Origin of the sequence: Clostridium sp. FP2 (assembly GCF_011065955.2) — a bacterium.
Lineage (GTDB): Bacteria > Bacillota > Clostridia > Clostridiales > Clostridiaceae > Clostridium_AD > Clostridium_AD tagluense.
In genome coordinates, this window is sequence record NZ_JAAMNI020000001.1 from 142,392 (window position 1) to 162,620 (window position 20,229).

Genomic DNA, 20,229 nt, shown 5'->3' on the forward strand with positions numbered 1-20,229 from the left:
GTCTACAAGCTCCGCTAATGCTGTGAAATTTGAGGAAAAGGCAAATGAATGGAGACAAATACTATTACCACTTAGAGGCGTGACTAAGAATAATATTTTAAGCGTTAACGCTTGTGTAGGAGGATATTCTGGTTCTTCATATGCGGTAGATATAGATATAATAAAACGAGTAGTTAACTATAGATATATGGAGTGTGTCTATAATTACAACCGAAAAGAACTATTTCTTTGAAGGAAATAATAAATATCCCAAGGAGTGGAGAAAATTTTGTAAGGATGTTAGGTTACTGATTAATGAGGAGTTTTGTTAAATTTACTGTTTGTATTAAACCAGTGAGATAAAAAAATCTTACTGGTTTTTGTTATGTTAAAGACTTTATTTAAGGCTGAAAATAATAAATTATGATAATAATAAACTAAAAGGATGTGTTGTAGTAATATCTCAGAAAAAAGTTTTAGAGGAAACGCTATAAAGAAAATATAATTAAGTAATTCCAGAAAAATGATATTTAATAATAACTTTATGAATTTTGAAAAGGATTATGTAGTGAAGCTGTTATAAACTATTTTACCAGTATAAAAGGTAGCGTAACAAAGTAAGAGAATAAGATTGGAGGGTGAAATCGCAATGTACAAAGAAATAAAGTTCCTAATATTATTGTTGATTTTTATAATTATAGCCAGTAATCCAAAACAAGCTTATGCGACATCACTTCCTGATAGTTACAAACTTATAGAAGTAATTGAAAAGGATACTACAGGAGATAAGATTAATGACAAAATTAAAATTCTTGCAGATGAAAAAAATCAAGGGTATGTGGTTGAAATAGTACAACATAATGGAAAAGTATATAGGCTCAAACCCAATATAAAGAATTATGGGTTTATAGCTCCGTATACTCCATTTTGGAAGTTAAATATGTTAGTTGCAGATGTAAATAATGATAATATACCAGAGATAATAACTTGGGGAAGCATGACACATGAAAATGATATATATTTTTATCAATGGAATGGTTCAGAATACAAAATAATATTTAGTGGATTTTATTCAGGATTTACGTTCAAGGATATAACAGGAGATAAGATACCAGAAATAGTAATTGATAATAGACTATATGGGTTGGGGGATGAACAGATATACTATCAATGGCAGACAAATCATTACAAAAGGATTTACTATGATTTAGACGCAGGTATGGGGTTTAATATTATAAAAACCTTGTTGAGTATGCTAAATAGTGTACCTCCAGAGGAACTTAGTCTAACTGAAATAAAAGATTTAGACATTTTCACAAAAGAATGGATTGCTGATAAACGTAATATTGAGTTCTTGACCCAGTTAAAATCTCATATATTATCAACTCAGATTTTAGAATATATTGATGATAGCTTAAAATACGATACAAAAATAACTGATAGCCCTATTGAGATTAATTGGAGAATTAAGGTGCTGATTTTTAAAATTGATGGTACAAAAATAATTCCACAAGAAAAAATTATCGAAGTAAAAACAAAGCTTGTAGATGTTAAAAGTAAGAATTATAAAATTAATGATGTTAAAATTCAATAGGCTTTAATTATAAGGTTAAAGAATGATATGAACCATGGAGAACAAATATAATTTATTTGGTTTTTTTGTTAAATTTATAAGGTAAGGTAGCAAGTAGAAGGTTTTAACAAATATATACCAAGGCTCGAGAGATGTAGTAGTGTAAGCAAATATCAGTGATTATCTCCGAAAATTAAAGTTTGTCCATGCCTTTATTTATGGGCGTTCCCATCATCAACAGTTATATACATTATATAAGGGTATGGATATGGTTAAAAAATTTGGTTAGAGCTTTAAAAAATATGGGGGCAACTGAGTATCATTTAATCGAGAACTTATTTGAAGAACAAATAAGTAGTGGCAATAATAGAGTAAAAAGAATGTATGATGAAATTATAAGATTATTAGGTTTTAATTAAGAAATTAATATTAAATAAGTTACAGTTTTTGTTATTATTTGCGTTGAAGTAAAATTGTATTTAGGGATTAAAGCTAAGGCTTTAGTCCTATTTTATTTTTTCATCATTTATACTTAATTACCATAATTGAAAATTATAAATTTGAGGACAAGTGTATATGATATATAAACAACATAAACAAAAGGAGTTATTTGGAAAATAACTAATCTAAAATGGAAAGGATGATTAAGAATGGAAAATGCAGAAGAAACTTTTGGTAAGCTAATAAAAAAACTAAGAAATGAAAGTGATATGAGTATACATGAATTATCAATAATTACAGACCTAAGTTGTGCATATATTAGTCGTATAGAGACGGAGGAAAGAAAGAATCCAACGATTTATACGCTGAACAGGTTGAAAAATGCGTTTGGCATTGACATGAGTGTTATAGAAAAACTTTTTCCTTATCCAGAAGGACAGATTAAAAAAAATGAAAAGGAAATTGATAGTATTGAAAATTTATTGCTTAATAATACATACTTATTTGCAGGTAAAGTGGCAAGTATAGATGTACAATTTTGTTTAAGGCAAATAATAAAAGCATTTGAGCAGTATGCAATGAAAGCGAATTGTGATAGAGAATATGAATCCAATATTCTACAATTAGCAGATAATCTTAGAAAAGAGGTTGCAACGGGTATATAAATTAAAAAGGAAGAATAATTTTTACTCCCATATGTTTCATGTGGGAGTTATTTTAATATGGAGGCGATTTAAGTGAGCTTTGATGGAAGTAGGAAGGAATATTTGTATTCAATTTTTTTGAAAAAGAATTGGGGAAAATTATCGAACAAAATTGGGATTAAATTAAAAGAGGATGATATTATGTTGGAGAGAGAATACAGAAATGAAAGATACAAAAGGTATGTAGATATAAGTGGAATTGATGAAAAAGGTAGAAGATTATTTTGTGAGATACAGTTATCAAAATCTGATGAAATACACTATAATCAAATCGTGCAATTGATAGATTTGGGAAGAAATGAGGAAAGTACAGTAATAATTTGGATAGCAATAGGATTTAACAGCGTGTATATGACAAAACTAAAGAAATTAATTATTTCCAATTTAGAAAAAAACATTGAAATAGTATTTTTAACTCTTAATTATGAAGTAATTGAGCTACTTACAGAAATAAACCAATATAAGCAAATTAACCAAATAAAAATGCTAAACAATTTAAACGATATTGAAGAGCATTTTATATTAATCAATGGTATGAAGAATTATAATGGAAATAAAGTGTATAATGCAAAAGATGTTACCATACAGGAGACTTACTCATATAAACAAAAAATTCTAATAAGAATTGTGAAAATATTAAGGCAAGATTGTGCAGACTATGGAAATACATACAAATACAAAAACGTTTCTGGAAATTGCTTTATAATCGGAGCAGGATATGGAGGGGTAGATTTTAAAATTATAGCAGACAGAAAAAATCGTATCGGAATTGTTTTAGCGTTCAGCAATGTTAAAAGTAAAAGAATCTATTTTCAACTAAAAAATGAGTGTAAAAAATTGAATGACGAATTTAATTTTATGCTTACTTGGAATGATGAATATGAGCAAATTTGCACATTTTTATCATTTGGGTGGTTTAGTGACAAAGAAAAAATGATTTTGATATTTGGGCGAATCGTTAAGCAGTATCTATATGGATTTGATAAATATTTAGAGGAAGCCATAGAGAAAGTAAAAGACGGTAAAATAGAAACCAGTTAATCACTGGTTTCTATTTTTTTATACGAAGTAATACTAAATTTAGCACACTTGTAGAATTTTCAATTATATTTTGTAACTATTGTTTATTAGATAACTAAATCTTCTTCTTTATTTACATCCAGTGATTCATCGCCATCATGTTAATCACAGTACCACATTATTTAGTGGTACTGTGATTAACATAATAATAAAACTAAGCTAAAATTGTAAAAAAAGTTTTTAAATAGCACAAATATATTGTAAGTTAAAAAATTATTCTCTAATAAGTACGACAAGGTTCTACAAAATATTTTAAAAAATAGTGGTATAATTCAGAAGAATAACAAAAATTATAAATTATACTAATCTTTAGTACATGGGGGAGAAAGGCATGAAAAAATGTAGGACGAAACATATGAATAAGAGTTTTATAGCCTTGGCAATTGGAACACTATTATGTTTAACACTTATTGTTACTACTGCTAATGCAGTCACAGTGGCTAAATCAATAGTTAAAGTTACATCAGTAAGATTAAGTAAAACTAAAAATGTTTTAGTAGTAAACAAAACAGATATTTTGAAAGCAACCATATCACCATCAAATGCAACAAACAAAGCGGTGGTATGGAATTCTTCAAATGTTAAGGTAGCAAAAGTAGATAAGTTAGGAAAAGTTACTGCGGTAGGTGCGGGAACAGCAACAATAACAGTTACAACAGTAGATGGAAGTAAAAGAGTTACTTGCGTAGTTACTGTTACTAAACCATCAACAAAAGCGGTTTATAATGGTAGTGCAATAAAAGAAAAAGTACGGACTATTGAAGGAGTTTTTGACTTTAACGGTCAATTAGCTTTAAATCGGTATGGTAAACAAGGAGCAAGTCAATATACGTATTTTTGCTACAATGTACTATCTGGAAGTAAAGATATCAACTTTACAATAATGGGAAGCAATGCAGATGTAGACAAGAAAATAAATACTATTTTAAGGTGGATACTACCAACTAAGGGAAACACTTTAATTTCTATATTAGATAATCCGAAAGTAAAATCTCAAACACTTAATTTAGATGGACGAAAAATAACAATACAAGTTGAAAATGCTTTTATTAGTATTAATTTTGGTCCAACTATAAAATAAATAAGGGTTCAAGTCGAAAGACTTGGGCTTTTTTTATTTCACACTTAAATAAATTTAATCTAACTCTATCTCAAACCATATAGAACCGTAAAACCCTATTATTGCACCTAAAAACATTGTAAACTAACAGTAAGCAATAATTAATATAGTTTTAGTTATATTCGTGTGATTAAAACTTGTTCTTAGACAATATAATAGATTAATAGAAAGGTTATTAGGAATAGCTTTCTTAATGAAGCAATATCCAGATATACCTTAACAGTCGTTCTGAATAAGGAGGGAGAGTAGTTAGAAAATGATAAAAATAAAAACTAAAAAAATAATACCAGTAAAAATTTTGACATTTGCTTCATTGCTGTCATTATCTCTGATGTTATCAATGGTAAAAGTTAATGCTCTTGGTACTGTTGGAAGTCCAGAACGTAGTAGATTATCGCCAGTATCAGGAATACACTTAGCTAACGGTACTACTACAACTATGGCATTTAATTCCAGAGAAGGAGCTTCTCTAAAAGGTTATTATGAGGGGATAGGTACAGGGAGAAATAGTAATAAAGTATTCCTCTCAGGATATAAGGGAATTACTTGGTATTCACCAGTTCCTATTCTTGGCAAGGCCCAAGATTCCCAAATAAAAAGTTATGGTCAGGTGCGTGAGAACACTAATAGTAGTGGAGTATGTTTAAGGCAAAATTAAAAATTAATGACATTAGTGCGGGGAATGTTGTCTATGGACGAGGTATACATAATAATTTCATGTATTATGTTGGTCAAAACGGAGAATGGAGATATATGGCTTATTCAAGTGGTGGCGATTCAATAAGTAATCCATACTTTCCACCAGATTTTACGAGTGGTAAAACTGTAGGTAACTATGGCTATGATGATTACCCTTGGGACTATACTCTTGGATGTCAAAAACAAGCGAGTATGTGGGATAATACAAAAAATATAGTAAACCACCAGTATTAAAAATGGTTAATTTGACTATTGTATACGTGTCTAACGGTAAAGAGTATGGTAAAATAAATTATATTTTAAAAGATGTTTTCAATCGGGAATATAAGGTTAAAGGTAATTATATGAAAAATATTTTATAGTCGATTTTGACGAGAATAGGATATTAGAAAAGTATAATATTAGGTTGCTTCGCAAAAGGAGATTAAAAAAAGGTTTAAGCTGAGAAGTTTAAGTCCTTTTATCTTTTGTTTTAAAAATTTTAAAAAAGGGAGATAACTATGGAAAATACAATGGTAAGACCATGTACTCCTGCGGAACCTTTAGAACAATCATTAATTGATATGAAACTTATGAGAGAAGAAAAAATCAAGAAACTTTCATATTGGACCGCAATGAAAGATTTTGACAACGAAGATGATAATGAATAGGCGATAAGAATTTTAGAAATGATTTTCAATTACTGTGAAAGTAAATTACTATATACAAAGTATAAATATGAAAGGGAATATAATATTATGGAGTCGATTACTAAGAAAAATCAAGTAGAAAAAAAGAAGAAAACAACTGTAAATATTAAATATAAACAAGAGAAAGAATGTGAGGAATTACTGAATTATTTGAGGGCAATGATGGGTGAGTAGGTGGATAGATGAATTGAAAAATGATAAAAAGGAAGCTTTTAAAATGGAGATTACTCCACAATAGAAGCTTCTATTTTAATTATAATATTATTTTTAATCTCTAAGTAAACGTGGAGATTCCCAGGAACAATATGCAGATTTAAGGTAGTATAAATATTTACGGACTTTTCATCAAATTCTAAAAATAAAGGTTCTTTAGAAAGTTTGGTGTTGGATAGGTAGGTGGTAATTAAACCACCAACATATCGTGATAGCAAATCATATTTATATTCATCCATGCCTAAACTCTTATTTAAGTATTTTGTATATAGTCTATTTTGTATTAAAAATAGTGCTTCTTCCATAATTAAATTTACTCCCTTTTAATTGTTATTTATACATTAATTATATCTTCTGTCAGAGCATATAAAAATAGAGAAATGGTCGTATATGGTCGGATACATACATTTGCCTAAATGAAATTTACAAGATATGCAAATACCATTGGCAATAGCATGGAAATATGCTTTTGTTTTCTGTAAAATAAAGATAAATGGATAGAAGGGGGCGATATTATAATAGCTATAAATAACAATATTAGAAGCTATTTAGAAATAGATGGATTAACCATAACGCAGGTTTTTAATGAAAGAACACAGAAAAACTGCGAGGTGAAGATTCAGTTCAAAGAAGGATTTTTGAAAGGAAAGAGTTTAGGTAATTCAAGGCTTGGATTAGAAATTGCACACAAAATATTGGCGATGTTAGAGGTAATTGAATTGGAGACAGGATTAAATATAGAAGAAGTGAAGTATATGAAAAATAGAGAAGATATGGATTGAAAAGATGGAATTAGGGAGGGAAAGACGATGAAAGAATTTGAAGAAGAGATTTTTGAGGTTTTGGAGGAAGAGTATAATAAGAAGAACAGCGATAATGTAGTTTGGGAAATCATTAGGGAAAGGGTTAGGATAGCAACAAAATTAATTATGGTATCAGGGCTAAATGATGAAAATATAAGTAATATTTCAGGACTGAGCCTAAATGATATTAAGTCGATTAGAGGATAGAAATAGAGACGATTTAAAATAAAAACTAAATAATAGTTAAAGAGTTATGTATTTTCAAATTGGTTCATTAATTTGAAAAAAATCTATAGATACATAGTTCTTTTTTTTATTATCAATATATGAATAGTTTATGGATACATATGGTTAAGAACACCCCATAGAATGTCTTATTCACCATATATATGATTTTGGAACATAAGTTGGTGTTATTATGTACTAAAAGATTTATATGCGTGTAGAGAGGGGCTTTAAATTGATATTGAGTAATTATAATGTTTAACATGCTGTAGTATTTTTAATTAAAGATGATAGGTAGTGTAAGTGGTATTAAGAATCTATATTGATTATATACTAAAGCAGTTATTTACAATATGAATAAAGGGCATAAAGATAAAATTGTAAGGAATTATATAATTATATATTTTTTCGTATAAGTAAAATGAAAAAGTATATAAAGGTTACATTTAAATACGAATTATTATAATGTATGTAATTGCCTCTATAACAAATGACATACATTGCTATAGAAGTTCAAGAACAGTATGACCAATTTAAAGCCAAATTTACTCAGGGATTTTAATTATTGAGGTACTTAGTAAGGGAATAAACCAATGGTAACAATTATATTTAAAAAATCATTATTTTAAATTGATTTTTTATGTAAACCATGTGATACCAGTGTGTATGGCGTTTTTAATCTACAAAATAATCTGCAACAATAATTAACTATACATTAAAACTTATTGGAAGCTTAAAATTAGCCACTTATGATTAAGAACATGTACATTTATTCCATACCCTCTTATTGAGGGTATTGTTCCATTACAAATAGGCCCTGCGGGAACGATATATTTATAATTATCATTTTATAATATTTAACTTGTACTTATTGTTTAAAATCATATTAAATGCTCCTTTTCCATACCCTTGTAAGGGTATTTTTTTGTTTACAACCTTCGGAGATTCATGTATTCTAAAAATCCATATAAGTAATAAAAACATATATTTATTTATATAAAAATTACCAATAGTATTACAGCATTATATAAACTCTTTAATAGCTATTAATGTAAACATTTTCAATAGCTGAGCTAATATAGAGCAGTTGGTAGGTATAATCTAAACATTATAAATTAAATAAATTATTTATAATAATATATGGGATAAACTACTTAGTTAAACATGCTCAAAGAAGTAATCTATTGCTGAATAAAAGTTAATAATGTATTATTGAATTGATGGTAAACAAAGGGATAAAGAGGAGAATAAATGATTGATATAAATAAATTTTTAGAACAAATGAATAAAAAGAGTAACATAGAAATAAATGAAACCTATCTAATGAGAGAGATAGAAGAGGCAGAGGTATATATAAAGAAGTTAAAAAATAAGATATTAAAAGAAATTAGTTCCAAGTCTAAGGAATATAAAGAAGCAGAAGTAAAGGAGGCACTTAGTTTAGAAAAAGTAAACAATGAATCACTTAAAGAGAGGTTAAAGCAAACGGGAGAGAATGTATACGAGTTGCTTATAACACTTAAAATGATAGATGGAAGAAGAAAGTCTTTACAAAATGTTAAGGATAATATTAAAGATGGATATATTAAGCCTAAATATACATTAAATTCTGCAAATATGGTCACAATGGCTCAACCTGCTTTAAATTTTCTATCAGAGGGATGTATTAAGAAGATAGCTGGATTTGAATATTCTATTATATTCGGTAAATTAGAAGAAATTTATGAGTTTTTAAAAAAGTATAATAAAATTATTACGAAAGTTGCACATCAAAGTTCATTTATTATAAAAGGTCTTACGTTATATACAACATTTAATTTATTTATGCCAGATTCTGTATTAGGAGCATATGAAGATTTGTATAAAGTTAAATATAGTGATGAATTTAGAGAAATGAAGAGTCCTACCGAAAGGGCAATCTATTACAATTCGACAATAAGACATATAGTAAACAATAAAAATCATGGGTGCTTTAAAGAAGTATGGGAAGAATATAAATATAGATTATCACAGTCGGCAGAACTTATAAAATCAGGATATATGGAGTTTCCAATCTCATATAATGGAATAATTACCCCAGACGATTGTCCTTATGAGGGTCAACCCTACGAAAATACAAGGTATAAAATGATTAAGGAAAATATAGATACGAGGCGATATTACGAAAACGAATTATATGTTGCTATGTTTGAGTTTGAAGAATATAAAACATATAAAGATAAAGTGGATTTAAATAAAAAGGATACAATTGAATTAAATGAAATCATTAAAAAATTTAGGGAATTAGAACCAACCTTAGAATCAGAAATAAATAGATATAATGAAATTGCTAAAGAAGATACAAGACGATGTAATGATATGGATAAGAAAATAGAAGGGATAAAAGATTGATGTATTATAAAAAATATAATATGTTGTCAATTTAAACAGACAAAGAGTCGAGATAGTGTTTATTTATGTAACAATATTAAACTATACTTTTGAAATCGTACAACCAAGAGACCTTATGGGTCTCTTTTGTATTATTTTAGTATATGTTTTTAAAATAATGAATTTTACTTGTCTGTAAAGAATACTATAGTCACAGATTTATTTTATGTATTTGATAATTATTATACATAACATTGATTTGATTAGGTTTTAGTTGGAAATAAGATACACAAACCTTCGCAAAAAAGGAGCTTATTATGTGGATTCTATAGTATAAATTATGGTTGTTAACCCATTTATATCTCGGGAAATTATTTTGATAAAAAATATACCTATTCAATGTATTCTTATTGAAATCACTTACAATGATATGTGTAAAATAATTCCAAACGACAGTCCTTATAAGAGCATGTATATGTTTTATAACTAAGATAAACATTTTATGATATATGAATCCCCAAAGGTTGTAAATAGCATAATAGCCTTTACAAAGGGTATGGAAGTAGGACATTGTAGTACCAAATATAAAAATAGGTACAAGTGTATATGTAAATTATAATCATATAATTCCATGTTGTTAATAAGACTATGACCTCAAAAAGAGGGTATGGTATAAAGGGACATGTTCACAAATATACAGGTTAGGTTGTTTATAATCGTCCAATAAGTTTTAATTTATAATTAATTATTGTTGCGGGTTAATAGCTGTAAAAGTATTGGTATAAATCGGTTTATAAGAGAATACTTAAAAAATATGATTTATTGTATAGAGACATTAAAGTAAAGTGTAAGACTGTATAGACACCCCAAACTATTGCTGTTTTTATACTTATGGAAGTATAATATTTGTATCAGTTCATTAACTATTGTCAAATGTTTTTTAATTCATTAACTTTAGGTTACAATACAAATTAATTGCTAATACAAAAGATATTATATAACATACGAAAGATTAAGTATGAGAACGGAGAGATAACAAAGGTGAAAAAAGCTAATGGGAAATTAGTGCGAGATATAGATTATGTAAATAATCTTATAGGTCAATCTATATATGCAGAAGATATAAATAATAAAGAACTTAAAAAACAAAGTAAATCAGCATTAGTATCTAATAAAATAAATATTTACAAATTAGGATTGTTGTCTTTAAACAGTGATGGAGATACTTATAATTATATATTACACAATATTAAAAAAATTGCTGAAAAAAATACATTAAAAGTGGTAGGAGTATGTGATGATTGGAAAAGTGCCGAACTAATTCTCCAAAGTATTGATTTAAGGCTAATCTTAAATGTAAAAATTTTATTGAAACAAACATTCAAAAGTGATTTATTCCCAAATGAAAAACTATATATTAACCAAATTAAGGATGCTGAATTTAATTGCACAAAATATAGATTATTCTTTAAGAAAGAGAAAGTCAGGAGTTCTAATGAAGATGGAGAGCCAGATAAATTTGAAAATTCCTACTCAATATTGGATTTGTACATGATGATATTTCAAAAAAAATATTATGAAGCAATGGAAGACCTAACGAAAATGTTTGAAATAAAAATGAGAATACTAAAAATAGAAAATAAATTTAGGGATAATCAGAAAAAGAAAATAGAACGAAATTTGATAGCACTAAATGACTTAAAGGATTATCCAAATTTATATGGATACATAAGTAAATATATAATGGTGTTAAGGGAACTAAATTTTAAATCAAACAAGCATGTTATGAGTATTTCTAAGAGTTATGAACAACAATGTGTATTCTACACTACAGTAAGAACATTTGAGGTGGAGTTAGCCGAAATAGTTAAAGAACTAATGCAACGGGGAGAAAACCTTAATGTAATATCTTATAGCACTATATCCAGACTATTTCAGTTGTATAGGGTGTTTGGATTGTTAATAGTAGTTCCTGATGACAAAGTGCCGAAAGAGTACAAAGATAATGCCCCCCAAAAGATAAACAGTATGTACAATGATTTTATCTACTTTACAATACCTTCATATAACAAAACAACACTTGCAAATGCGGAGAGAATAGCAAAAAAATTAGCTAAGGCAGGGTTTGTAATATCTAAAATGAGGAGAGAAACAATACAGGGAATAATGGGAAAAGTATTCTCCGATAATATCTATTGTGCCTCTGTTGCAAGATATGAAAGGTCAGTAATAAACGCAAAAAAAGAAGGAGTTGACGCACCACAAGAATTTGGAAGGAAACGCCATAGAAGTGGAGATGATAAAATGCCATTCTAAGAGAGAGCTGAGGCTCTGTAATATATAAATATATTACAGGGTTTTTCCATTTGTATTGATTTTACTAAAAAGTAAGAATAAAATAGTATCAAGGATGAAATATAATTATTGTTAAGAGGTGGGTCGCTTAAATCGTTACAGGGAAAATTTAAGTAAGAGAATATTGTAAGGAGGCATAGAAATGGCTATTCCAACATATGAGGAAGTTATGCTTCCTCTTTTAAAACTCATATCTGATGGGAATTTATACAACAATAAACAATGTGTAGAGGATTTAGCAAGAGAATTTAACTTATCTGATGAAGAAATAAATCAAAAGCTTCAAAGTGGTAAGAAGATATTTTATGATAGATTAAATTGGGCTAAGACATACCTTAAAAATGCAGGTCTGATTGAAGTTCCCAAAAGAGGTTTGTTTAGAATCAGTGTGAGCGGACAAGGTCTTCTTAAAGAGAATATCAGTAGTTTAAATTCAAAGTATTTGTTAAGGTATGAAGATTTTAAAGAATATTTAAATAGAAGTAAGAAAGTAAATGCAATTGGTGAAAAGGTAGAGATTATTGGTGACGAAAGCAAAGATAATACCCCTTTTGAAAATATAGATGAATCATATAAAAAGATTAAGATTTTGTTAGCTGATGAATTATTAGAAAAACTAAAAGAAGTAGATTTTTTTAAGTTTGAGGAAATTGTATTAGATTTACTTGTTAAGATGGGCTATGGTGGGTCAAGAATAGAAGCTAAAATGGCAACTAAAAAGACAGGAGATGAAGGTATAGACGGAATAATTAATGAAGATAGACTTGGACTTGATAGAATTTACATTCAAGCGAAGAGATGGAAGGATACAGTAGTAGGAAGGCCAGAAATACAAAAGTTTTCAGGGGCGTTAGATACGCCAGGAGCGAACAAGGGAATTTTTATAACTACATCTACATTTTCAAATGAGGCTATTGAGTATGTGAACAGAATAGCTACTAAGAAGATAGTATTAATTGCTGGACATCAGTTAGCTGAATATATGGTAGATTTTAATGTAGGTGTATCGGTTGAAACTGTGTATGAGATAAAAAGAATAGATAGTGATTACTTTACAGAGGAATAGTCATAAGATGAAAGGTTTATTTAATAATATATATACTGTTCATTATTATCAAAGGGAATATAGTTGGCAAGAAAAACAGAATATGCAAAATGATATGGAATACAGGTTTATTCCAAAAAAATGCCCAATAATAAAACAATAGCGGGGAGTGAGATTATGAATGATTTAGAAAGAAAATTTTATACTGCTATGACTGATGTTTATAGGAAAGCAGATAAAGAGTGTGGGTATAGAGCTACAAGATTTCTACAAATGCTTAGTGAAAAAGGTGGAGTTAAAACTGCTAAAGAATTAGTATCAAAGGAAGGAGGAACAGATGGGTTCTCAAAGCTCTGGCAACTTGGAAGACTCGATTTATCAGTTGAAGCTTTGGTTCTAAAAGATGAATTTAAGGAACTTTTTACCGAGGAGCAACTCAGTTTATGTAAAGCAAGATTAGAAAAGTATAAATATGAAGCTAAATAAAAGAAAATTGAAAATTACTAAAAAATTTAAAAAAATAATGAAGGATTTTAAGAGGTATATAATATGAAAGTCTTTATAAGCCATTCTAATTCAGATAGTCCACAAATTAATGAATTTATAAAAGCTTTGGAAAGATTAGGTTGTGAAATATTTTATTCATCTAAAGCACATATGAATTCAATCGGATTTGGTGAAAATTTTTACAAGATAATAAAAAAAGAAATAGAAAATAGTGATTATATATTAGCTATGTTATCAGATAATTTTTATAATAGTATTCCATGCCAAATTGAGATTGGTATTGCATATGCCTTTGATAAAAAAATAAAACCAATAGGGATAGAAAATAAGAGTTACAGGGATTTGCTTAAAGGTGTATTTACTACAAATGATAGATTGGCAATTATTTCAAATGAAGAAGATGTTATAGGGATTTTGAGTTTGTTTTCAAGTGAAACTTTAAAAGTTGTTAGTTACGCAAAAGATATAGTATTAAAAGTTAATAGTTATAAGGAAATCGGTTGCAAAGAAATAGGTCAAGATACATTGGCAATAACCAGCAGTATAAATAAAGATTATATAGAAGAATTAATAATTACAGGGCAAATTAATATAAATGAATGTATATTTTTAATGTATATGGTGGCTAAAAGAAGATATAAATTTGAATGGGCGTGGCAAAAGGAAAAAGGAATTAATAAATTTAAAGAATGGATAGATTTAGGTATTTATTGCATTGAGGGAGATTCTTCAGAAGTTTATGAAGATATTATTAATCATTTTTGTGATTTGGCGTTATTAGATAAAACAGAGATGACGAGTGAGGGAAATGTTAGACTATATGGATTAAAACCAGAGTATGCCAAACAACTTAATTTAGTTTACAATGAAAACTATTATATGATACATAATGAATGCAGTAAACAGAATTCAATACCATTTTAACAAGATATGGGGATATAAAGGTTAGAAATTTACGGGAATAAGAGTAATATATCGCTAAGTTATGATTAACTAATAATAAGATATGTATTTAAGTAAGGAGTTGGTTATGTAAAATGAGATTTATATATTTATCAACCAAAATTGAAGGAAATGAGACAAAAGAAAATGCAATTAACTCATTTAAAAACTATTTAAGAGAGCCAGATGATAAATTTCATATTAGCGAAGGTAAGATTGATATAAGTAAGTTTGATGAAGGTGAAGATATTTTCTTCCTACATCCCGAAAAAGTATTTGGATATTATACCTACAAAATAGTAGCATACTGTAGAGCGGGTTCTGGTATCAAAAAAACCGTAGATAATAGTGGTAGTCTATTTCCTTATTATTTTGAGATTAATTCAGATAGTCTAAAGATTTTTGTGGATGGAATAGATGTAAAGTATATACAGAATTTTGTTAATGATTCTAATAATGATATTAGTAAAAATGTAAACATTGTTGGAGCTGTAAAAAATAATGGTAATGGATTTAATGGCTCTTCATCATGGGTTTACTTTGATAAACAAGATTCAATTAAAATAATGAAGTGGTTTAGAGCTGTTATCCTTGAAGAAAATATTCAAGTGCTATGCAATTTATAGAGAGTAGGGAAGTAAGAAATGGATGATTTGATAATATGGTGTGCGGATATTGGTTCGATAAAAAAGAATAATTTTGGATGGTGCAGAGCTGAATTAGGTGAAAGGGATAGTTTTAGTATTGGAATAAGTATTGAAGATTTCGCTATTGGTATCGCAAAGGACTTATCCAGTGGCTATAAAGTTGCATTAGGATTTGAGTGTCCGTTATTTGTACCCATAACATGTAACCCTCTATTCCTAACCAGTGCAAGAAATGGTGAAGGCAGTAGACCTTGGAGTGCGGGTGCTGGATGTGGAGCATTGGCAACTGGTTTAACGGAAACTGTATGGATTCTAAGTAGAATTAAGGAATTGACGGAAATAGAAATAAACGTGACCTTTTCATGGGATGAATTTATAGGTAAAAACGTTAACCTATTCATTTGGGAAGCTTTTGTATCCCAAGGTTCTAAGGCTACATCACACACTGGTGACGCAGAAGTAGCGGTTAAAACATTTATCAATGAAGGCCTTAATATTGTACAAGCTAATGCTGTAACAGCAGAAAATCCATATAATTTGGTTGCGGCCGCACTATTAAGGGCAGGAATAAGTAATGATATAGGGATGTTGTCACAGGCATGTATTGTTATAAAGGCATAAATGTTAGAATCAAGAGATATTTAGGATAAGGTTAATTTTCCGTTATTTAATTCTTAAAGCAGTAAGCTTTAAGCCTATTTTGAGAGGGGTATCAAGATGAATATAGATGAATTTTTTCAAAGTGCAATTTATAAAAACGCAGATTTTAAAGTGCAAGAATTACTACAAGATTTAATTGAAAAATTAGGGAATATGAATTATGTGATAATAGAAAGAAATGAACCTGTTTTAGTGTTAAAGGTTAGGGGAATGTATGAAAATAATCCGAGGTCTCAGTCTAATATTGCAACAATAAGATTGAAGAAAGGATATATTACAATAGGACCATATAAAAGCAAAGATGAAAATATTGTAAGGTGTATATATAAAGCAGATATAAGCGATAAGCTTATAGAAGATATAAGAAGTATTTATGTAGAAAAGTTATAGTGAATTTATCCAAATGGTATACATAAAAATAAGCTAATTACAATTATAATATGCAATTATTACATAGTCCAATAATAGACTGGTTTTATAAAACTCTTTAGTTTCAATACTTTAAAGTAATAAATAACGTTAATTTTATATTCTCTTGTTGTGAAAGTTTTTGTATAAGATATAAAAAAAACCGTGTAAAAATATATAGAATATACAAAATATGCTATAATTTATATAAATTTAAGTTGAGATTGTAGAAGATTGTGTAACTAATGAATAACTACAAAATATATTTTGTAGTATCAAAGGGAGGTATCAATAATGAAAATAGTTTTTATGGGAACTCCTGATTTTGCAGTTCCCTCATTGAAGAAAATGATAGAGAAATATAATGTAAGTGCGATTGTAACACAACCTGATAAACCAAGTGGAAGAGGGAAAAAGGTAGCAATTTCACCAATCAAAGAGGTCGGACTATCGAATCAAATTCCAATTTTTCAGCCCGAAAAAATAAAAACAGACTCTGTAATTATTGATAAATTAAAAGAAATAAAACCTGATTTTATTATTGTTGTAGCATATGGTCAAATCATAACTAAGCATATACTTGACATACCAAGACTCGGATGTATTAATCTACATGCGTCTCTCCTCCCAATGTATAGGGGGTCATCACCAATAAATTGGAGTTTAATAAATGGGGAAATAACAACTGGAAATACAACTATACTAATGGATACTGGTATAGATACGGGTGATATGCTTATGAGAAGTGAGTTTGACATATCTGAATCTATGACAGCAGGAGAATTGTACAAATTATTAAAAATAAACGGTGCTGAACTGTTAGAGGAAACAATAAATGGAATTATCACAGGTAAAATTTGTGGGGTAAAACAACAGAGTGATGGAATTTCTTATGTACAGATGTTAAACAAGCAAATGGCAAAGATTAATTGGAATGACAGTAGTATTAACATACATAATTTAATAAGAGGATTGAGTTCTTGGCCATATAAAAATATAAACTCATGGCCAACTGCTCATACTTATTATAAAGATATTCCAATTAAAATATTCAAATCCAAGTCATTAGAGGCAAATATTATTAAACCACCTGGTTATATCATAGATGCAAATAATGAAGGAATCACAGTCGCCACCAATAACGGTATTCTGATTATAGAAATACTACAGTTTCCAGGGGGGAAACCTCTTGAGGTAAAAGAATTTTTAAAAGGAAATAAAATAGAAAAAGGCATTATATTATCATAATCATAATTGATTAATAGTCTATATAGGACTACAATATTATGATTATTGGTTCGTAATATTTATTTAAAGCGTCACAACTACTAAAACCGAACAATCCATAAAACACCGTAATATTCATAACTGAATTTACGGTGTTTTTATGTAGTATCAAATAAATTATGAAATTATTTAAAATAGCATTGATTTTTAAATCAATATTATTTTCTTATATTTGAATTTATTATTTTTCGTAACCAGACAAAGTCCATATTTAGATATATTTAGTCTTTAAATAATCACTATACCTTATTATATAAGGAGATTCCAATACCAGTCCTTAAATGGACTATATAATGCAATTAACTTATTCAAATTTAAATTTAGAAAATATTTAGTATTAAAGCTACATCTTCATCGGTAGCTTCGTTGCCTGTATTTTCAAAAGGTCTATCTGAGTTGGTATAAATCAACTGCTTGTCCTTTAATATTTTATTAAGTGTTTGTTCTATTTTAGATTCAAAATCAATATCATTACAATATTTCTCCATATCTCTTCTTATCAAATTGCATATATAACTACTACCATTATCTTTATTTTTAAGAAGTATGTATAAATCCGAATTCCTCTTAGAAAAACTAACAGATATTTTATTTTTTGCCATTATATTTTATCTCCAATACACTAAAATAGCTAAGGACGTTAGCATATTGAGGGTCTTCCTCAAAGATAGCATTTGGATAAATTTCGAGTATGTATTTCTTCAAGAGAATAGTACCACCGCCAGTAAAAATTACAGTGGTATTATTGAAACTTATACCTCTACTCTTAGCGTAATTAAATATTTCAAGTACGTGTTCTCTAATCAAACCCTCAACTATTGCCTTACTTTCTTCCATTTTAGCTCCGCCAACATACAAATAACCATTTTTAAGAGTTTCTTCTGTATCATCGTTAGATACCAATGTACCGCAAAATGTAGTTAATCTTTCAGCAATTGTTGACCTTAGAACATTAATACCAGAGTTAGCTATAACCATTGTTTCAAGTAATGGAACTAAGCTATTAAATGTGCAATAACTTGTATTTAATGAGCCACAATCTATAATTGTAGCTTTTTTATCTCTAAAGTTAGATATATTTGAATATATTGAAGCTGTTGCTTCTGGGAGAGGTAATACTAAGTTTATTTTAAATACGTATGACCTACCATTTACTTTCATTGGAATTACCTGACCTGCTCGTTGGATTAGTTCAGTGTATTCCTGTTTAAGTGTTTTATTTTTATAGATATTGATAGGTACATTTAATGCTAAATAAACATTAGGAACACCAAAAGACATGGCCCCAGTCTTATCAATCATCTTACATATAGCTAAGTATATACATAACTGATGATTTATTGAACTTTTGCTTATATTGTAGTCACATTTATCTTCACTAAGCATGTCTCCAACTAAATATGATTTACCATTAAACTCTATATTGTAAGAGTTATTAGTAAGTTCCACACCGAGATTGCTAATTACCTGCACTTTTGTTCTGAATATATCCTTTTCTTTAACATCATTAATTTTAGCTATAAACTTCGTGCTATTCTTTCCAGTATCTACTGAAATAAGTAAGTTATTCATTGTACTCCTCCATTAGTTTATTTTATTTATAATATACAGTTAGGTGCTATAATATAGCCCTTTATAGCACTAACCCTGTTGAAGAAAGTGCTATAAAGGGCTAATAAGGGAGACCGAGGTGGAAATACATTATATTGATTAAATCTAATTCTTTTAGATGATTGATGTGATATAATAAATGGTGAAAAGATATATAAATACCATTAACAATCTTTTAGGAGGCAATAATGGTTAAGATGATTAAAACTCTGAGTATTCATTTAGGAATGCAAAAGAAATATTTAAATGAAAAACTAAATATGTATAAATATAAAAAATGCACAGATAGCAATTAAGAGCTATCTGTGCATTTTTCTTATTGTTACTAAGGCAACATTATAAATAAACATCGTGTTGAGGTTAAATAAGGTCTAAGTAGGAAGGTAGGCATGAGCGATTATTAATAGGTTGAACGAATTGAATAAAAAATTATAAAAAGAAGGGGATACGTAAAATGGCAATTTTAATAGAAAAGAATAGTAATTGTGAAACCGTACTACCTGTAAGAAAAAAAACTACAATGCCACCAGAAATGTTTGAAAGCGAAATAATAAGGAATAAGGAACTACTTAAATTGCTTGGGCTTAATAATAACGAACCCTTAATCTTAACAATTACCTCTATCTATAAAAATAAAGAAAGTTGCTCGAGGGGTGATTATAAAGGACGGGAATTTTATAATCAGAAGGGAAAGTTGATTGCAAAATATAAAGAAAATAAAGACCTTTTTAATGCTTTTGTTGAAGGGTATTTAAATGCCCTGTCAGATAATAAAATTAAATATGAAATAAATGAAGAGGTATTTGTAGATTAAATAGGAGGGCTATAACTGTGACTTGATTAATGATGAAGATGCGGAAATATACAATAC

25 protein-coding genes are annotated in these 20,229 nt (G+C 28.4%); 22 read left to right on the plus strand and 3 right to left on the minus strand.

Features of this window, described 5'->3' with window-relative positions; genetic code table 11:
- Nucleotides 1-22: 22 nt before the first annotated feature.
- The 10 genes from G9F71_RS00690 to G9F71_RS00735 all read left to right on the plus strand — a co-directional run bounded on the left by G9F71_RS00690 (nt 23) and on the right by G9F71_RS00735 (nt 6,459).
- Entirely contained in the window at nt 23-232 is a 210-nt protein-coding gene (locus G9F71_RS00690) for a hypothetical protein (protein WP_164951640.1), read from the plus strand.
- Between the two features lie 396 nt (nt 233-628).
- On the plus strand, nt 629-1,573 hold the full coding sequence (locus tag G9F71_RS00695; RefSeq protein ID WP_164951641.1) for a VCBS repeat-containing protein: 945 nt from the start codon (nt 629-631) through the stop codon (nt 1,571-1,573).
- A 260-nt stretch (nt 1,574-1,833) separates the two neighbouring features.
- Entirely contained in the window at nt 1,834-1,971 is a 138-nt protein-coding gene (locus G9F71_RS00700) for a hypothetical protein (protein WP_224626130.1), read from the plus strand.
- Nucleotides 1,972-2,202: 231 nt separating this feature from the next.
- Nucleotides 2,203-2,658 carry a helix-turn-helix domain-containing protein gene (locus G9F71_RS00705; RefSeq protein ID WP_164951642.1) on the plus strand — a complete coding sequence of 152 codons (456 nt, stop codon included), beginning with the start codon at nt 2,203-2,205 and terminating at the stop codon, nt 2,656-2,658.
- Between the two features lie 72 nt (nt 2,659-2,730).
- Nucleotides 2,731-3,738 (plus strand): hypothetical protein, encoded by a 1,008-nt coding sequence (locus G9F71_RS00710; RefSeq protein WP_164951643.1) that lies wholly within the window; start codon nt 2,731-2,733, stop codon nt 3,736-3,738.
- A 370-nt stretch (nt 3,739-4,108) separates the two neighbouring features.
- On the plus strand, nt 4,109-4,858 hold the full coding sequence (locus G9F71_RS00715; protein ID WP_224626132.1) for an Ig domain-containing protein: 750 nt from the start codon (nt 4,109-4,111) through the stop codon (nt 4,856-4,858).
- A 295-nt stretch (nt 4,859-5,153) separates the two neighbouring features.
- Nucleotides 5,154-5,555 (plus strand): hypothetical protein, encoded by a 402-nt coding sequence (locus G9F71_RS00720; protein WP_164951645.1) that lies wholly within the window; start codon nt 5,154-5,156, stop codon nt 5,553-5,555.
- The gene (locus G9F71_RS00725; RefSeq protein WP_164951646.1) at nt 5,537-5,830 is read left to right on the plus strand and encodes a hypothetical protein; all 294 of its coding nucleotides are present in this window, start codon (nt 5,537-5,539) and stop codon (nt 5,828-5,830) included. The genes G9F71_RS00720 and G9F71_RS00725 overlap by 19 nt, the downstream gene beginning before the upstream one ends.
- Before the next feature lie 266 nt (nt 5,831-6,096).
- Complete coding sequence (locus G9F71_RS00730) at nt 6,097-6,246, plus strand: hypothetical protein (RefSeq protein ID WP_164951647.1); 150 nt, start codon at nt 6,097-6,099, stop codon at nt 6,244-6,246.
- An 18-nt stretch (nt 6,247-6,264) separates the two neighbouring features.
- A complete protein-coding gene (locus G9F71_RS00735) occupies nt 6,265-6,459 on the plus strand; it encodes a hypothetical protein (RefSeq protein WP_164951648.1) in 195 nt (64 codons plus the stop codon).
- 50 nt (nt 6,460-6,509) lie between these two features.
- Here G9F71_RS00735 and G9F71_RS00740 read toward each other — a convergent pair whose 3' ends face one another.
- Nucleotides 6,510-6,803 (minus strand): hypothetical protein, encoded by a 294-nt coding sequence (locus tag G9F71_RS00740; protein ID WP_164951649.1) that lies wholly within the window; start codon nt 6,801-6,803, stop codon nt 6,510-6,512.
- A 306-nt stretch (nt 6,804-7,109) separates the two neighbouring features.
- Between G9F71_RS00740 and G9F71_RS00745 the strand changes: the two genes are divergently transcribed.
- The 11 genes from G9F71_RS00745 to fmt all read left to right on the plus strand — a co-directional run bounded on the left by G9F71_RS00745 (nt 7,110) and on the right by fmt (nt 17,708).
- A complete protein-coding gene (locus G9F71_RS00745; RefSeq protein WP_224626135.1) occupies nt 7,110-7,280 on the plus strand; it encodes a hypothetical protein in 171 nt (56 codons plus the stop codon).
- Nucleotides 7,281-7,307: 27 nt separating this feature from the next.
- Complete coding sequence (locus G9F71_RS00750) at nt 7,308-7,508, plus strand: hypothetical protein (RefSeq protein ID WP_164951651.1); 201 nt, start codon at nt 7,308-7,310, stop codon at nt 7,506-7,508.
- Nucleotides 7,509-8,777: 1,269 nt separating this feature from the next.
- A complete protein-coding gene (locus G9F71_RS00755) occupies nt 8,778-9,917 on the plus strand; it encodes a hypothetical protein (RefSeq protein ID WP_164951652.1) in 1,140 nt (379 codons plus the stop codon).
- Nucleotides 9,918-10,937: 1,020 nt separating this feature from the next.
- Nucleotides 10,938-12,212, plus strand: a complete 1,275-nt coding sequence (locus G9F71_RS00760; protein ID WP_164951653.1) for a hypothetical protein — start codon at nt 10,938-10,940, stop codon at nt 12,210-12,212.
- 181 nt (nt 12,213-12,393) lie between these two features.
- Nucleotides 12,394-13,317, plus strand: coding sequence for a restriction endonuclease (locus tag G9F71_RS00765; RefSeq protein WP_164951654.1), 924 nt, complete (start codon nt 12,394-12,396; stop codon nt 13,315-13,317).
- A gap of 156 nt (nt 13,318-13,473) precedes the next feature.
- Entirely contained in the window at nt 13,474-13,782 is a 309-nt protein-coding gene (locus G9F71_RS00770) for a hypothetical protein (RefSeq protein WP_164951655.1), read from the plus strand.
- Nucleotides 13,783-13,845: 63 nt separating this feature from the next.
- A complete protein-coding gene (locus G9F71_RS00775) occupies nt 13,846-14,727 on the plus strand; it encodes a toll/interleukin-1 receptor domain-containing protein (protein WP_164951656.1) in 882 nt (293 codons plus the stop codon).
- Between the two features lie 113 nt (nt 14,728-14,840).
- A complete protein-coding gene (locus G9F71_RS00780; protein WP_164951657.1) occupies nt 14,841-15,371 on the plus strand; it encodes a hypothetical protein in 531 nt (176 codons plus the stop codon).
- Between the two features lie 18 nt (nt 15,372-15,389).
- Nucleotides 15,390-16,013, plus strand: coding sequence for a hypothetical protein (locus G9F71_RS00785; RefSeq protein ID WP_164951658.1), 624 nt, complete (start codon nt 15,390-15,392; stop codon nt 16,011-16,013).
- A gap of 96 nt (nt 16,014-16,109) precedes the next feature.
- Complete coding sequence (locus G9F71_RS00790) at nt 16,110-16,442, plus strand: hypothetical protein (protein WP_164951659.1); 333 nt, start codon at nt 16,110-16,112, stop codon at nt 16,440-16,442.
- A gap of 312 nt (nt 16,443-16,754) precedes the next feature.
- Entirely contained in the window at nt 16,755-17,708 is a 954-nt protein-coding gene (gene fmt / locus G9F71_RS00795) for a methionyl-tRNA formyltransferase (RefSeq protein WP_164951660.1), read from the plus strand.
- 359 nt (nt 17,709-18,067) lie between these two features.
- Here fmt and G9F71_RS00800 read toward each other — a convergent pair whose 3' ends face one another.
- A complete protein-coding gene (locus G9F71_RS00800; RefSeq protein ID WP_164951661.1) occupies nt 18,068-18,349 on the minus strand; it encodes a hypothetical protein in 282 nt (93 codons plus the stop codon).
- Entirely contained in the window at nt 18,336-19,319 is a 984-nt protein-coding gene (locus G9F71_RS00805) for a ParM/StbA family protein (RefSeq protein ID WP_164951662.1), read from the minus strand. Before G9F71_RS00805 ends, G9F71_RS00800 begins: the two co-directional genes overlap by 14 nt.
- A gap of 493 nt (nt 19,320-19,812) precedes the next feature.
- Here G9F71_RS00805 and G9F71_RS00810 point away from each other — a divergent pair, with 493 nt between their 5' ends.
- The gene (locus G9F71_RS00810; protein WP_164951663.1) at nt 19,813-20,172 is read left to right on the plus strand and encodes a hypothetical protein; all 360 of its coding nucleotides are present in this window, start codon (nt 19,813-19,815) and stop codon (nt 20,170-20,172) included.
- Nucleotides 20,173-20,229 lie beyond the last annotated feature (57 nt).

Excerpts from the sequence above, each read along its gene's own strand:
- G9F71_RS00755 (WP_164951652.1), top strand. The coding sequence starts at position 8,778 with ATGATTGATATAAATAAATTTTTAGAACAAATGAATAAAAAGAGTAAC.
- G9F71_RS00740 (WP_164951649.1), bottom strand. The coding sequence starts at position 6,803 with ATGGAAGAAGCACTATTTTTAATACAAAATAGACTATATACAAAATAC.
- G9F71_RS00750 (WP_164951651.1), top strand. The coding sequence starts at position 7,308 with ATGAAAGAATTTGAAGAAGAGATTTTTGAGGTTTTGGAGGAAGAGTAT.
- G9F71_RS00735 (WP_164951648.1), top strand. The coding sequence starts at position 6,265 with ATGATTTTCAATTACTGTGAAAGTAAATTACTATATACAAAGTATAAA.
- G9F71_RS00695 (WP_164951641.1), top strand. The coding sequence starts at position 629 with ATGTACAAAGAAATAAAGTTCCTAATATTATTGTTGATTTTTATAATT.
- G9F71_RS00730 (WP_164951647.1), top strand. The coding sequence starts at position 6,097 with ATGGAAAATACAATGGTAAGACCATGTACTCCTGCGGAACCTTTAGAA.
- G9F71_RS00775 (WP_164951656.1), top strand. The coding sequence starts at position 13,846 with ATGAAAGTCTTTATAAGCCATTCTAATTCAGATAGTCCACAAATTAAT.
- G9F71_RS00790 (WP_164951659.1), top strand. The coding sequence starts at position 16,110 with ATGAATATAGATGAATTTTTTCAAAGTGCAATTTATAAAAACGCAGAT.
- fmt (WP_164951660.1), top strand. The coding sequence starts at position 16,755 with ATGAAAATAGTTTTTATGGGAACTCCTGATTTTGCAGTTCCCTCATTG.
- G9F71_RS00810 (WP_164951663.1), top strand. The coding sequence starts at position 19,813 with ATGGCAATTTTAATAGAAAAGAATAGTAATTGTGAAACCGTACTACCT.
- G9F71_RS00770 (WP_164951655.1), top strand. The coding sequence starts at position 13,474 with ATGAATGATTTAGAAAGAAAATTTTATACTGCTATGACTGATGTTTAT.
- G9F71_RS00805 (WP_164951662.1), bottom strand. The coding sequence starts at position 19,319 with ATGAATAACTTACTTATTTCAGTAGATACTGGAAAGAATAGCACGAAG.
- G9F71_RS00765 (WP_164951654.1), top strand. The coding sequence starts at position 12,394 with ATGGCTATTCCAACATATGAGGAAGTTATGCTTCCTCTTTTAAAACTC.
- G9F71_RS00715 (WP_224626132.1), top strand. The coding sequence starts at position 4,109 with ATGAAAAAATGTAGGACGAAACATATGAATAAGAGTTTTATAGCCTTG.
- G9F71_RS00800 (WP_164951661.1), bottom strand. The coding sequence starts at position 18,349 with ATGGCAAAAAATAAAATATCTGTTAGTTTTTCTAAGAGGAATTCGGAT.
- G9F71_RS00705 (WP_164951642.1), top strand. The coding sequence starts at position 2,203 with ATGGAAAATGCAGAAGAAACTTTTGGTAAGCTAATAAAAAAACTAAGA.
- G9F71_RS00780 (WP_164951657.1), top strand. The coding sequence starts at position 14,841 with ATGAGATTTATATATTTATCAACCAAAATTGAAGGAAATGAGACAAAA.
- G9F71_RS00785 (WP_164951658.1), top strand. The coding sequence starts at position 15,390 with ATGGATGATTTGATAATATGGTGTGCGGATATTGGTTCGATAAAAAAG.
- G9F71_RS00725 (WP_164951646.1), top strand. The coding sequence starts at position 5,537 with ATGTTTAAGGCAAAATTAAAAATTAATGACATTAGTGCGGGGAATGTT.
- G9F71_RS00720 (WP_164951645.1), top strand. The coding sequence starts at position 5,154 with ATGATAAAAATAAAAACTAAAAAAATAATACCAGTAAAAATTTTGACA.